This is a genomic window from Ectothiorhodospira haloalkaliphila ATCC 51935, from assembly GCF_000633935.1.
In the GTDB taxonomy this organism is placed as follows: domain Bacteria; phylum Pseudomonadota; class Gammaproteobacteria; order Ectothiorhodospirales; family Ectothiorhodospiraceae; genus Ectothiorhodospira; species Ectothiorhodospira haloalkaliphila.
The window spans coordinates 350,038-363,312 of sequence record NZ_KK214998.1 but is presented as its reverse complement, the minus strand read 5'-3'; the positions used below and the strand labels follow the sequence as shown (position 1 = coordinate 363,312).

Sequence of the window (13,275 nt, the reverse complement as noted above, 5' to 3'; positions counted from 1 at the left end):
GGATGGCCCAGCACCTCAGCGGGTGTGAAACCCCGACTCCACCGGCCCGGCAAAGGCCTCGCAGTCGAGACTGTCCACCCTCGCCTGGGGTGGTCCCTGGCGCAGCCATTGCCTGAGCGACTCCAGCGCAGCTTCCGGGCCTCGGGCCACCACTTCAACCCGCCCATCCGGCAGGTTCATGGCATATCCATCCAGTCCCAACTCCCGTGCCTTGCCCTGGGTGGACGCCCGAAAGAACACGCCCTGCACACGGCCTGATACCCAGCAGCGCATGGTCTGGTGGTTGGTCTGCGACATGATGTTTGACTCCGTATCCGGCTGTCTTTCGACAGGTGGGCACAACGTGGAAGGGCCCGCCAAGGCGGGCCCTTCCATCAAGTACTGCGGCATTGGTCATGTTCGGGCCCGAAGCCCCCCAGGATCAACGCTTGGGAGACAGCCCATACTGTTCCAGGTAGCGCAGGTCAGAGCGCTCCACCGGGCCGACCTGCCAGGCGCCCCGGGTGCGGGCATGCCGTACCGCCTCGTCCACGTCGGCCGATGCCGGATTCCGCTCGATCCGCAACTCCTGCCCCGGGAAGATCAGGTCGGCATCGCGGATCTGGTCCACGTTGGCGCGGTAGATCAGGGGCCACTGGTAGGGGTTGCCGTACACGGAACTCTTGCCAGAGATTTTCCAGAGGCTATCACCCCGCTCCACGTGATACGACATGAAACTGGGCTCAGGTTCCGGCTCCGGCTCGGCCGGAGGCGGTGCAGGCTCGGGGGTGGGCTCTGGAGCCGGCTCAGGGGCACGGGCAAACAGCTGCGGATCGCAGGTCTCGTTGGCTCGCTCTTCGGTCCAGTAGCCGGTGCGCCAGCAGTCCCCGGCGGCGCTTCTCACATGCTCGCCACTTGCATCCACCAGGTAGGCTGTTCCTACAGGGGTCTCCGACACGGTGGCGCAGCCCGACAGCAGGGCCGCGGACACCACGCCCGCCAAAAGTATCGTGTTCTTTTTGGTTTTCACGGCCACAGACTCCCTTTTTTGATCTTGGTAAGCGAGACAAAGGGGACGCCCCCCGATGCCTGTTATTCTAGACGATCCCGCAGCGCAACGCGAACCGCACGACGGGGTCAATCCCCGGACCGAATGCGGGCCTCAATGGCCAGACGCTTGGCCTCCTTGGCCTTGTAGCGTGCTGAGCGGTACTCACCCTGCTGCAACCGGGTTTCGGCCTGCTCCAGCAGTTCTCGGGAACGCTGATAGGTGTCGCCCGCAAGGTCGGGGGCCCGAGCCTCCTCGGCTGCCCTCAGGGCCTGCCGGGCATCACTCATCTCCTGAACGGGCGGCGTGGTGGCACAGCCCGACAGCATCAGCACGGCCCCCACAAGCAGGGCCAGGGCGTATAATATGGCGCGACGCCGGCCGACAGGGCGGGGAAAGAAAAGCAGCATGCGATTAGAGTTCACGATGGCGTCTGAGGCTCCCGTGAGAGATGTGAGGACACTAGCATCAGACTACAAAACCGTCAAGGCAACAACCACCTACAGACAAAACCTTTGACGACTGTTTAAATACGGTTCGTCCCATGGCCCAGCAGGAGTGAGCATGACACTCAATCCCCAGGCAGAAATCCTTGTCGTCTATTACAGCCGCTACGGCGCCACCGCCACGATGGCTCGCCACGTAGCGCGCGGCATTGAGGAGGTGGCCGGGTGCACCGCCCGACTGCGTACCGTCCCGACGGTATCCACCACCTGCGAGGCCGTGGAGGATGCCATCCCGGCGGACGGCCCACCCTACGCCACCATGGAAGACCTGCAGGCCTGCGACGGCGCAGCCTTCGGCACGCCCACGCGCTTTGGCAACATGGCAGCGCCCCTCAAGTACTTTCTGGACCAGACCAGCAACCTTTGGTTCTCGGGTGACCTGGTGGGCAAGCCGGCGGGCGTATTCACCTCCACCGCCACGCAGCACGGCGGCCAGGAATCCACCCTGCTGAGCATGATCAACCCATTGCTGCATCATGGCATGCTCATCGTCGGCGTGCCCTACTCGGAGGCCGCACTGACCGAGACCACCTCCGGCGGGACGCCCTACGGCCCCAGTCATGTCTCGGGCCCCAAGGGAGACAACCCCTTCACGGAACACGAACGGATACTCTGCCATGCGCTGGGCCGCCGCCTGGCCCGCACCGCCCTCGCCCTGAAACAGGGTGGCGATCAAAAGGGGTGATATCGTGTCGAAGCGCAACTACCGCATGCTCACCCTGGGCGGCTTCTTCGGTCTGCTGGCCCTGATCGTGATCGCCACCACCTGGGCCTCGCCCCCGGAGGACTTCCCCCGCTCCCTGCTGCTGCTTCTGCTGGGCGGGCCACTACTGATCCCCTTGCGAGGGCTGCTGTACGGGCGCCCCCAGACCCACGTCTGGAGCAGCCTGCTGGCCCTGCCCTATGTGGTGATCGGTGTAGGCATGGCCACGACAGGCGGGCATCAGGCGTATGGGCTGCTGATGCTGGTGCTGAGTCTGGTATTTTTCGCCGGATGCCTGGGGTATGCGAAGGCCGCGCGCGGCGAGGCCGCGAAGGCCTAGTCGGCCTGGAGCACCTTGCGCACGAAAGGCAGGGTGATCTTGCGCTTGTCCCGGAGCGAGGCCTTGTCCAGGCGGTCCAGAAGCCCCATGAGTGAAGTCAGATCCCGGCGCTTGTGGCGCAGCAGGTAGTCACAGGCGTCCGGGGGCAGGTCAAAACCGCGACGGCGGGCACGGTGCACGAGCACCTCACGCTTGTGGACGTCACTGAGCTCATGGAGCTGGAACACCGGCCCCCAGAGCAGACGCGATCGCAAATCCGGGAGGGCCACGGAGAGGGACTGCGGGGCCGTGCGCGAGGCGAGCACCAGGCGCGTCCCGGCATCCCGCTGACGATTGATGAAGTCGAACAGGGCCCGCTCGAAATCTGCCGCCCTCGGCATCCGGTCCAGGTCGTCCAGAGCGATGAGATCCAGCCCCTCCCAGCCATCCAGGACGCCCGGGCCACTATCGGCCAGCAGCCCCATGGGCAGATAGGCGATCCGTCCCCCCGCCCGGCAAACCTCATGGCAGGCCGCCTCCAGCAGATGCGTCTTGCCGCAGCCGGCTTCACCGAAAAGGTACACCTGGGGCTCCCCCGTGCCCTGAGCGGCCGCACGCACCGCCTCCGGGCCCAAAGGATGGTCACCGGAGTGAAAGACATCGAAAGTGGCGCCATCACGCAGCGCCACATCCAGGGTCAGTTGCTGGGTCATGACGTCACCGCGGGGGTTCAACGGTGGCACGGCCATGATTGAAGGCCTTGCGACTCCAGGCCACCACATAGGCCAGGCCGCTGCTGACCGTGGTGAAAAGCACCAGCAGGAGCATGCCATCCAGATACCAGGCCGGCAGGGAGAGCACCCCCGCGCTCACGATGACCGAGAGGACCAGCACGATCTGCATGAAGGTGTTCACCTTGCTGATGAACAGCGGTTGCATCTCCAGGCTGCGCGTCACCGCCCGGAAGGCCAGGGCACCACTGAGAATGATGACCTCCCGGGCCACCACCAGGGCCACCAGCCACCAGGGCAGCAGCCCCGTCCAGGCCACGGTGAAGTAGGTGCTCACCACCAGTATCTTGTCCGCCAGCGGGTCCAGATATCCGCCCAGGCGGGTGTACCAGCCGTAGCGGCGCACAAGCCAGCCGTCCAGGGCATCGGACAGTCCGGCCAGGAGCAGCAGCCACAGCACCAGCCCGTATTGCTCGACCAGCAGCGCCCAGACAATGGGCACCGTCAGGGCGATGCGCAGCAGTGTGATCGTGTTGGGTAGTTGACGCAGACTCACCGCAGCAACCTGAATCCAAGGGCCTCGCCGGCCTCGTTTTCATCATCCAGGGATGCGGGCGCCAGGGTGGAGCCCAGCCGCGCGGCCCGTTCCAGATCCCTGGCCTCGCCACGCACCTGCACCAGGAACAGGGCCCGCTCAGCATCCAGGCCCTGGGGCTGCACACGGCTCACCGGGGCCATATTCGACAGGTACCGGCCGGCGCGCAGGTAGTCGGACAGGGAGCCGATCCCCGTCACCACGACCTTCACACCCTCCCGGTCCTGCTGCAGACCCGTGACCACCATCTGCCGGCTCAGATTATCCGCCACCTGGTCCACTCCCTGCTGCATGAGGCCTGACAGTTGACCATCCCGCATCTCCCAGCTGCCGCCGCCTTGCTCCACATGCAGTTGGAAACGCCCCTCCCAGTTGCCGCCGCGCTCACGGACACGCACCACGAGCATGCCATCGGGGCTGTAGCGGGCAGAGGCCTCGCGCAAGGAATCGTCAAACCCACCCACCACATCGGCGGGGCTGACACGGGCCTGGTCTTCCATGTCCAGCAGAGGGAAGATCAACGGCAGGCCGCGCTCGCGGGCAACACGCTCCATGGCGTGGCGTGCCTCACCGGCATCCTGATCGCCCACCAGGCGCCGCTCTTCATCATCCTGCACCAGCATCCAGACCAGCAAGGCCGGCCTGTCCCGTCCCCAGACCGGCAGACCACTGTCGCGCAGGAAACGCTCCAGGGGGGCCGTGTCAAAGCGCACCCATAGGGCATTGCTGCCGTCAGGTTGCTCCTGGTAGCGGTATTGACGGACATGACGGGGGGCCTGTTCCAGGAACCCGGCCACCCGCTCATCGTCAGCCAGGGCACGATCTCCGGTATATTTGACCAGCACCTGACCCAGGGCCCTGGAGAAGGCCTCGGCGCGCTCGGGCCGATCGCGGGTATCCACGGGCACCTGGGCCTCATCCAGGCCTGCCGGGGGCAGCGCCAGCGCGACCGGAGCCCAGGCCAGGGCGGCGAGCGCCAAAACCACGGATAGGAACGGCCGGGACTGAACAACTGATTTCATGGCACCAGGACTAGGGCTAGGGGTGTCTGTGCGGCTAAAATACCATAACTGCCGGGCCCACCGCCTCGGTTTACAGCAACACCCGGCGTCGCTAACATCACAGCCCCCGTCAGCACCCGGCAGGCACCGGTTCGCGACCCGATTGCCGGCCCTGCCCCGCCAAGCGCCAGCCGGCATCCATCCACTCAAGGACATGCACCATGGCCCAGAACGACAAACCACCCGCCCAGGGCATCCGGTACCAGGATGCTGGCGTCAATATCGATGCAGGCAATGCCCTTGTGGAGCGCATCAAGCCCCATGCCCAGCGCACCCGGCGCCCCGGCGTGATGGCGGGCCTGGGGAGCTTTGGTGCCCTGTTCGAGCTCCCCTGGCAGGATTACCGCGAACCGGTGCTGGTCTCCGGCACGGATGGCGTGGGCACCAAGCTGAAGCTGGCCCAGCAGCTGGGACGCCACGACAGCATCGGGATCGACCTGGTGGGCATGTGCGTCAATGACATCATCGTTCAGGGGGCCGAACCCCTGTTCTTTCTGGATTACTACGCCACCGGCGCCCTGGACGTGGACACCGCCGCCGACGTGGTGAAGGGCATTGCCGACGGCTGCGCTCTGGCAGGCTGCGCACTGGTGGGTGGAGAAACCGCCGAGATGCCGGGCATGTACGGAGACGGAGAATACGATCTGGCCGGGTTTGCGGTGGGCATCGTGGAAAAGTCCCGTCTGATCGACGGCAGCCAGGTGGGCCCCGGTGATGTCCTGCTCGGCCTGGAGGCCTCCGGCCCCCATTCCAACGGCTATTCCCTGATCCGGCGACTGATCGAGCTGACCGAAGCGGATCTGGACGCCCCCTGTGGCGAGGTGACCCTGGGTGAGGCCCTGATGGCCCCCACGCGGATCTATGTCAAACCCCTGCTGGCCCTGATGCAGGCCCAGCCCGTGCACGCCCTGGCCCATATCACCGGGGGCGGTCTGCTGGAAAACCTGCCCCGGGTGATGCCCGAAGGCACCCAGGCCCGGGTGAACCCGGATGCCTGGCCACGACCGGCCGTGTTCGACTGGCTGCGCCAGGCCGGGGGCGTGGAGGAACGGGAGATGCTGCGCACCTTCAACTGCGGCATCGGCATGGTGGTGGTGCTACCCTCCCAGGCGGTTGCTGCCGCCCAGGAACTCCTGAAGAACGAGGGCATCAACAGCTGGCGCCTGGGTGAGATCGCCCCGGGCGAGGGTGCACCTCACGTGGAACTGGTACGCTGATGGGCGCTGCCGCACAGCCGGGCATCGTGGTGCTCATCTCGGGATCGGGCACCAACCTCCAGGCCCTGATCGACGCCGTGAAGGATGGCCGCATCCCCGGTTGCATTCGCGCCGTGATCAGCAACCGCCCCGGCGTGGCGGGCCTTGATCGGGCTGCCCGCGCAGGGATTCACCATGAGGTCATCAATCATCGGGATCATGGGGACCGAGAGGCCTTCGACGCCGCCCTGATGACCGGCATCGATGCCCATGCCCCGGATCTGGTGGTGCTGGCCGGCTTCATGCGTGTGCTCACTCCGGACTTCGTGGGTCACTACGCGGGCCGACTGATCAACATCCACCCATCGCTGCTGCCCGCCTACCGGGGGCTGCATACTCATGAACGGGCGCTCAAGGACGGTGTCGAAGGTCACGGCTGCAGCGTTCATTTCGTCAACACCGAACTGGACGGCGGTCCGGTGATCATACAGGCCCGGGTGCCGGTGCTCAGGGATGACACACCCGACATCCTGGCCGCCCGCGTACAGCAGCAGGAACACCGCGTTTATCCCCAGGTGGTGCGCTGGTTCTGCCAGGGGCGGCTGACACTCGCAGATGGACAGGTAAGGCTTGATGAAAAAACCCTGCACACCCCCCTCCAGGTGGAGGCCGACACACCATTGGACGCCTGATCGGGCACCCAGGCCCCTGGCCGCGGCGCTCGCCATGGTGCTGGGCCTGGTACTGTTGCTGGCCTGTCTGCCGGTGGCGGCCCAGTCCATGCCCTTCGTCCCGCCCTCCTACACCGCGGAGTACGAGGCCCAGAAGATGGGGCTCTCGGTGGTGGGACACATCACCCTCACCCGCGAGGGGCAGTTCCTGCGATACCGCGCCCGCCTGCGACCCACCGGCGTGCTCTCCTGGGTGCGTAGTGACGAGATCATCGAACAAAGCATCATGCGCATGACGCCCGACGGCCTGCGCAGCGAGGAGTACCTCTACAGCCATACCGGCGGCAGCCGCAAGCGGCTCACCGAGAGCCGTTTCGACTGGGAGGAGTATCGGGTGAAGGGCATGCACAATGACAAGCCCTTCGAACTGGACCTGCCCCACGACGCGGTGGATCGTTTTGCCCTGCAACTGGCCATGATCAACAGGCTGCACCGGGGCGAGAAGGAATTCAGCCAGACCATCGTGGATCGCGACCGTGTTCGCACCTATCACTTCACGGTGGGAGAGCCGCGCAACATCACCACCCCCATGGGCCGGGTGGAGGCCATTCCCGTGATCCGGGAGATCGAGGATAGGGATACCACTGTCAGCACCTGGTTCGCGCCGCGCATGAACTACCTGCCGGTGCGCCTGGAGCAGGAGCAGAACGGCGATAGCGTGGTTCTCAACCTCCGCTCCCTGGAGTGGCACGACAGTCCCCGATGACATCCTCTCCCACCAGCCCACAGGGAGCCCCCATGTCCGACAACGCACCCAAGGAAGTTGACCTGGCAGTGATCGGCTCCGGACCCGGCGGCTATCGGGCGGCCGTGCTGGGCGCCCTGCGGGGACTGTCGGTGGTCATCATCGAGAAGGCCGACTGGGGCGGCTGCTGCCTCAACCGGGGCTGTGTGCCCAAGAAGGACTGGTATCACACCGCCCGCCTGGTGGCCTCGCAATCCAGTTTTGCCAACCGGGGACTGGAGGGAGAACTCAAGGCCCGCATGGACCAGGCCTGGAACCATCAGCGCGCCGTGGTGGAGCACATCCGGGGCAGCTACCAGGAATATCTGCATCACCTGAAGGTGGCCACACTCACCGGCCATGCCCGTTTTCAGGATGCCCACACCCTGGTGGTAACGACTCAGCATGGCGAACAGGCCATCAGCGCCCGTCACATCATCATCGCCACCGGTGCCCATAGCCATGTTCCCCCACCGTTTGAGGCCGTGCCGGGCCGGGTGCTCACCAGCGACATGCTGTTTGATGATCCGCCACCGCCCGGGGACCGCGTCGCCATCATCGGCAGCGGCGTGGTGGCCACGGAGTTTGCCTTCATCTTCAGCCAGATGGGCAAGCAGGTCACCTGGCTGGCCCGATCACCCATGCTCCGACGCCTGAACTTCAGCCGCCCGGCCCTGACCGCCCTCCGGGATGCGCTTTCGGCCCAGGGGGTCACATTGCAAAGCGGGGTGAGCTTCGTGTCGGTGGATGTCCATGACGATGGCGTCACACTGGGGATGGAGGGCGGCGAGGCAGTGACCGTGGACTGGGTCTGCCTGGGGACGGGACGGGTGCCCCACACCGAGGGACTGGCACTGGATGCCGCCGGGGTGGAGACGGACGATGCCGGCTTTGTGCAACGGGACGGTCACCTGCGTACCAGCGCCGATCACGTATATGCCATCGGCGACGTGGCCAGCCCCTGGATGACAGCCAATCACGCCCTGTCCGACGCCACCGTGGCCATTGAAAACATCATCACCGGCAACACCCGGGAGCAGGACCCCGGGCAGGTGCCCGTGGTGGTCTACAGTGCCCTGGAACTGGCCCGCCTGGGCATGGACGAGGATGCCGCGGAGGACGCCGGCCACGAACCGGCCGTGGGGTTTGCCGCCTTCGAGACCTCCCCCTGTGCGCTGGGCCAGGATGACACGGCGGGCTTCGTCCGGCTCATCGCCGACATGGACACGGCCACACTGCTGGGGGGAGAGATCACGGGCGCCCAGGCGGGGGAGTTGATCCATCTGCTCTCCCTGGCGCCGGACCGGGAAACGGCCCTGGCCTGGATTGCCCGCGGCCGCTTCAACCACCCGGCCCGGGCCGAGGAAGTGCTCAACGCCGTGGAGACCCTGGCAGGCAAATGGGGGCTTCGTGAACCCATCTTCGGCAGTGAAACCTCTACCACCTGACGGGGCGTGGCCCCTCGCTGCATGGGCACATGTGCTGGCTCCCCACCGGCTCGGGTCTATTCCCCAGCCACCGTCAGCCCATCAATCAGCAGCGAACCGGTGCGCACATTGCCGCGCAGGTCCATGTCCGAGCCCACGGCCCGCAGGTCGCGGAACATGTCCTTGAGGTTGCCGGCCACGGTGATCTCTTCCACGGGATACTGGATCTGGCCATTCTCCACCCAGAACCCGGCCGCGCCCCGGGAATAGTCTCCGGTGACCATGTTGATGCCATGGCCAATCAACTCCGTCACCAGCAGGCCCGTGCCCATCTCGGCAAGCAGCTGCTCAAAGTCCATGGGGCCGGGGTCGATGGTCAGGTTGCGCAGTCCGCCGGCATTGCCGGTGCTCTGCATGCCCAGCTTGCGGGCCGCGTAGGTATCCAGGGCGTAGGACTCCAGTCGTCCGCCGCTGACCAGATCCCGGGCCCGGGTGGCCACACCCTCGTTGTCGAAAGGGGCACTGCCCAGGGCCCGGGGGATGTGCGGCTGCTCGTGGATGTGCACGAACTCCGGAAAGATCGGATCGCCCAGGCGATCCACCAGGAACGAGGCCTTGCGATACACGGTGCTGCCCCGGATGGCGGCAATGAAGTGACCCAGCACGGAGCGGGCCACATCCGGGGAATACAGCACCGGGCAGCGGCGCGTGGACAGGCGACGTCCTCCCAGACGACGCAGGGCCCGGTCGGCCGCCTCCACGCCCACGGCCTGTGCCGCCTGCAGGGCGTCCCGGTGCCGGGCCACGGTGTACCAGTAGTCTCGCTGCATGTTGCCGTCATCGTCACCGGCCAGCACCGAGCAACTCAGGGAGTGCCGGGTGGTGGCATAGCCGCCCACGAAGCCGTGGGTATTACCGTAGACCGCCGTGCCACGAAAACTGTTGATTCCGGCTCCCTCGGAATTGACGATGCGCGCATCCCGCTCCCGGGCGGCCGCCTCACAGGCACGGGCAATCTCGATGCCCTCATCGGCCGTCAGACCCCAGGGATGGTCCAGGTCCAGTGCCGGGTAGTCCTGCGCCATCAGTGCCGGATCGGCCAGACCGGCACAGGGGTCCTCGGCCGTGTAACGGGCGATGCGGCAGGCTGCCTCGGCCGCCTCCCGAAGCGACTCGGGCTTGAGATCGGAGGTGCTGGCCGTGCCCTTGCGCTGCCCCATGTAGACGGTGACGGCGATGCCCTGATCCTTGTGGTATTCCAGGGTTTCCACCTCACCCAGGCGCACATTGACCGACAGCCCGGCGTCCTGGCTGGCAGCGGCCTCGGCGCTGGTGGCACCGGCGCGGCGGGCCTCGTCCAGCACCTGGCTGACGATGGCTTCCAGATCTTTCTCGTCCAGGGCCGAGGTGGTTGTTTGCGACATGGGGGCTCCTTTGTGGGATAGGTGCAAGACTGCCAGGGAATGCATCGGGCGCAGCCTGAGACAATGAGGGGTCAGTGGCTGGTGCCACCCACCGTGAGGCCATCCACCCGCAGGGTGGGCTGACCCACACCCACCGGGACACTCTGGCCCTCCTTGCCACAGGTGCCCACGCCGGTATCCAGATCCAGGTCATTGCCCACCATGGACACCCGAGTGAGCACATCGGGCCCGTTGCCGATCAGGGTGGCTCCTTTCACCGGGCGGGTGAGCTTGCCACCCTCGATGAGATAGGCCTCCGAGGCGGAGAACACGAATTTACCGGAGGTGATGTCCACCTGGCCGCCACCGAAGTTGACGGCATACAGCCCCTTGTCCACGGAGGCGATGATTTCACCCGGATCATGGGGCCCGGCCAGCATGTAGGTGTTGGTCATGCGCGGCATGGGCAGGTGGGCGTAGGACTCCCGGCGACCATTGCCGGTGGGCTTCAGGCCCATGAGACGGGCATTGAGGCGATCCTGCATGAAGCATTTGAGGACACCGTCCTCGATCAGCGTGGTGGACTGGGTGGGCGTACCCTCGTCGTCCACGTTCAGCGATCCACGACGCCCTTCCAGGGTGCCATCGTCCACCACCGTGACCCCGGGGGCGGCCACGCGCTGTCCCATGCGACCACTGAAGGCCGAGGTGCCCTTGCGGTTGAAATCGCCTTCCAGGCCATGGCCAATGGCCTCATGCAGCAGCACACCCGGCCAGCCCGACCCCAGCACCACGGTCATGGTGCCGGCGGGGGCGTCCACGGCTTCCAGGTTCAACAGGGCCTGGCGGGCGGCCTCGCGGGCGTAGCCCAGGCCACGTTCCTTCTCCAGGAAGAAGCCATAGCCGGTACGACCGCCGCCGCCGCTGGAACCTTGTTCCCGCCGCCCTTCCCGATCCTCGGCAATCACGTGCACATTCATGCGCACCAGGGGGCGAATATCCGCCGCAAGGGTGCCGTCCGTATTGAGCACCATGACCACCTCGTGGACGCCGGCAAGACTGACCATGACCTGGCTGATACGGGGATCCTGGCCACGGGCCTCGGCATCCAGGGACTGCAGCAGTTCGATCTTGGCCTGCTCATCCAGGGTGCCCAAGGGATCCACCGGGAGGTAAAGGCGATGGGCCGGGGTGGCCCGCCGCACCGGCACGCTGCCATCCCGGTGATCGCGACCGATGGCCCGGGCGGTCAGGGCCGCCTCCATCAGGGAGGCGGGGGCGATCTCGTCGGTGTAGGCGAACCCGGTCTTGTCGCCGCTCAGGGCGCGGACGCCCACGCCCTGCTCGATGTTGTAGCCCCCTTCCTTGACGATGCCATCTTCCAGCACCCAGGACTCGTGCCGGGCCAGTTGAAAGTAAAGGTCGCCACCGTCCAGTCCGGGACCGGCCAGGGTGCCCAGCACCCGATCCAGATCCGAATCGGTCAGGCCGGAGGGATCAAGCAGGTGATGACGTGCGGTTTCCAGTGTCTGGGTCATGGATAGGGGCCTTCCGGGTTTGGGATCGCTGACAGCTCATCCCGGTCGCAGTGCCGGGCCTGAGATCAGTGTTGGGGGGCTGGTTCTGTAATTCAAGCCCGAGGGCCCTGGGGTTTTTATGCCCACCGGGCCTCGGGCAACCCTCAGGTCAGATCGCCTCAGGTCAAGTCGCAGGACAGACGCCGATGATAGATCGAGGGGAAGCTGCGGCGGATGACCTTCTGGCGCTCTGGATCCATTTCGCCACACACCACGCCGGAGCCCCGGGGCAGACGGTCCAGCACGTTGCCCCAGGGGTCCACCACCATGCTGTCACCGTGGGTTTCCCGGCCGTTCACGTGGTATCCCCCCTGGGCAGCAGCCACCATGTAGACCTGGTTCTCGATGGCCCGGGCCCGCACCAGAGGCTCCCAATGGGCCCGCCCCGTAACGGCGGTGAAGGCCGCTGGCAAGGCGATGATCTCCACCCCCCGATCCAGGAGTCCGCGGAAGAGCTCCGGGAAACGCAGGTCATAGCATACCGCCAGCCCGAGCACACCAAAGGGTGTCTCCACCACCACCACCTGGTCACCGCTCATGATGGTGTCGGATTCCTCGTAGTGTTCCTCGTTGTCCGGCAGGCGCACATCGAACAGGTGGATCTTGTCGTAACGACCGACCCGTTGGCCCTGATCGTCATACACAAGGCAACTGGCGTAGATCTTCCCGGGGTCGGGACAGGCCAGGGGCACGGTCCCGCCCACCAGCCAGATGCCATGCTGGCGAGCCTGTTCGGCCAGGAACTCCTGGATGGGACCCTGACCATCCTCCTCGCGGATCTCCACCTTGTGGAGTTCGCTCTTGCCCATCAGGGCGAAATTCTCCGGCAGCACCACCAGACGGGCCCCCGACTGGGCAGCCGCGGTGATCAGGCGTCGCGTTTCCTGCAGATTGGCGGTCAGGTTGGTACCCGAGGCCATTTGAATGGCGGCGGCAATCGTCACGTTGAGTCCCTTGGATGGTCAGGGTGATGGATTGATGGTGAGTTCGATGTGTGTTTCCAGGTCGTCCGTGGGTGCCTGCCGGATGTGCTCGGAGGGCACGCCCAGGGCAACCAGCCAGTCCTGCAATTCCGCCACCCAGAGATGCCCCCGCTCGCCCGAGGGGTGGCGCAGCACGATGTGACCGCCGCCACTGGATTCGTAGCGCGACAGGGTACTGCGCAGCGCGGGCTCGGACACCAGGGATCCGGCATCGCGGGGACGGGACCAGGTGTCGGCACTCATGGAGTAGACGGGTTCGCCGGCCACCGCCAGCATGGGCGCAGCCATAAGG

The 13,275-nt window shown here is 66.0% G+C and carries 16 protein-coding genes; 6 read left to right on the top strand and 10 right to left on the bottom strand.

What is annotated here, in order from left to right:
* Positions 1-15: 15 nt before the first annotated feature.
* The 3 genes from ECTHA_RS0109520 to ECTHA_RS0109510 all read right to left on the bottom strand — a co-directional run bounded on the left by ECTHA_RS0109520 (position 16) and on the right by ECTHA_RS0109510 (position 1,452).
* The gene (locus ECTHA_RS0109520) at positions 16-297 is read right to left on the bottom strand and encodes an acylphosphatase (RefSeq protein WP_025282153.1); all 282 of its coding nucleotides are present in this window, start codon (positions 295-297) and stop codon (positions 16-18) included.
* A gap of 124 nt (positions 298-421) precedes the next feature.
* The gene (locus tag ECTHA_RS20380) at positions 422-1,009 is read right to left on the bottom strand and encodes a LysM peptidoglycan-binding domain-containing protein (protein ID WP_026623684.1); all 588 of its coding nucleotides are present in this window, start codon (positions 1,007-1,009) and stop codon (positions 422-424) included.
* Positions 1,010-1,116: 107 nt separating this feature from the next.
* Positions 1,117-1,452 carry a DUF4398 domain-containing protein gene (locus ECTHA_RS0109510; protein WP_238984750.1) on the bottom strand — a complete coding sequence of 112 codons (336 nt, stop codon included), beginning with the start codon at positions 1,450-1,452 and terminating at the stop codon, positions 1,117-1,119.
* A gap of 139 nt (positions 1,453-1,591) precedes the next feature.
* Here ECTHA_RS0109510 and wrbA point away from each other — a divergent pair, with 139 nt between their 5' ends.
* A complete protein-coding gene (gene wrbA, locus ECTHA_RS0109505) occupies positions 1,592-2,218 on the top strand; it encodes an NAD(P)H:quinone oxidoreductase (RefSeq protein ID WP_025282156.1) in 627 nt (208 codons plus the stop codon).
* A 4-nt stretch (positions 2,219-2,222) separates the two neighbouring features.
* A complete protein-coding gene (locus ECTHA_RS0109500) occupies positions 2,223-2,576 on the top strand; it encodes a DUF2069 domain-containing protein (protein WP_419397966.1) in 354 nt (117 codons plus the stop codon).
* Here ECTHA_RS0109500 and hda read toward each other — a convergent pair.
* The 3 genes from hda to ECTHA_RS0109485 are packed head-to-tail and all read right to left on the bottom strand — an operon-like array spanning position 2,573 to position 4,903.
* On the bottom strand, positions 2,573-3,268 hold the full coding sequence (gene hda / locus ECTHA_RS0109495) for a DnaA regulatory inactivator Hda (RefSeq protein ID WP_026623681.1): 696 nt from the start codon (positions 3,266-3,268) through the stop codon (positions 2,573-2,575). The two genes, ECTHA_RS0109500 and hda, sit on opposite strands and share 4 nt — an antisense overlap.
* Positions 3,269-3,272: 4 nt before the next feature.
* Positions 3,273-3,842, bottom strand: coding sequence for a CDP-alcohol phosphatidyltransferase family protein (locus ECTHA_RS0109490; protein ID WP_025282159.1), 570 nt, complete (start codon positions 3,840-3,842; stop codon positions 3,273-3,275).
* Positions 3,839-4,903 (bottom strand): DUF2066 domain-containing protein, encoded by a 1,065-nt coding sequence (locus ECTHA_RS0109485; RefSeq protein ID WP_158407561.1) that lies wholly within the window; start codon positions 4,901-4,903, stop codon positions 3,839-3,841. The genes ECTHA_RS0109490 and ECTHA_RS0109485 overlap by 4 nt, the downstream gene beginning before the upstream one ends.
* A 200-nt stretch (positions 4,904-5,103) precedes the next feature.
* Between ECTHA_RS0109485 and purM the strand changes: the two genes are divergently transcribed.
* The 4 genes from purM to ECTHA_RS0109465 are packed head-to-tail and all read left to right on the top strand — an operon-like array spanning position 5,104 to position 9,041.
* A complete protein-coding gene (gene purM / locus ECTHA_RS0109480; RefSeq protein WP_025282161.1) occupies positions 5,104-6,159 on the top strand; it encodes a phosphoribosylformylglycinamidine cyclo-ligase in 1,056 nt (351 codons plus the stop codon).
* On the top strand, positions 6,159-6,830 hold the full coding sequence (gene purN, locus ECTHA_RS0109475; protein WP_025282162.1) for a phosphoribosylglycinamide formyltransferase: 672 nt from the start codon (positions 6,159-6,161) through the stop codon (positions 6,828-6,830). Before purM ends, purN begins: the two co-directional genes overlap by 1 nt.
* Before the next feature lie 34 nt (positions 6,831-6,864).
* On the top strand, positions 6,865-7,575 hold the full coding sequence (locus ECTHA_RS17855; RefSeq protein ID WP_025282163.1) for a DUF3108 domain-containing protein: 711 nt from the start codon (positions 6,865-6,867) through the stop codon (positions 7,573-7,575).
* Between the two features lie 32 nt (positions 7,576-7,607).
* On the top strand, positions 7,608-9,041 hold the full coding sequence (locus ECTHA_RS0109465; protein ID WP_026623680.1) for a dihydrolipoyl dehydrogenase family protein: 1,434 nt from the start codon (positions 7,608-7,610) through the stop codon (positions 9,039-9,041).
* 56 nt (positions 9,042-9,097) lie between these two features.
* On the opposite strand, the gene pmbA is transcribed toward ECTHA_RS0109465, so the two are convergent.
* From pmbA to ECTHA_RS17850, 4 genes are all read right to left on the bottom strand, one after another.
* The gene (gene pmbA, locus ECTHA_RS0109460; RefSeq protein ID WP_025282164.1) at positions 9,098-10,444 is read right to left on the bottom strand and encodes a metalloprotease PmbA; all 1,347 of its coding nucleotides are present in this window, start codon (positions 10,442-10,444) and stop codon (positions 9,098-9,100) included.
* A 71-nt stretch (positions 10,445-10,515) separates the two neighbouring features.
* Entirely contained in the window at positions 10,516-11,961 is a 1,446-nt protein-coding gene (tldD, locus tag ECTHA_RS0109455; RefSeq protein ID WP_025282165.1) for a metalloprotease TldD, read from the bottom strand.
* A 158-nt stretch (positions 11,962-12,119) separates the two neighbouring features.
* On the bottom strand, positions 12,120-12,944 hold the full coding sequence (locus ECTHA_RS0109450) for a carbon-nitrogen hydrolase family protein (RefSeq protein ID WP_026623678.1): 825 nt from the start codon (positions 12,942-12,944) through the stop codon (positions 12,120-12,122).
* Positions 12,945-12,962: 18 nt separating this feature from the next.
* The gene (locus ECTHA_RS17850; RefSeq protein ID WP_051582632.1) at positions 12,963-13,271 is read right to left on the bottom strand and encodes a hypothetical protein; all 309 of its coding nucleotides are present in this window, start codon (positions 13,269-13,271) and stop codon (positions 12,963-12,965) included.
* Between the last annotated feature and the right edge of the window lie 4 nt (positions 13,272-13,275).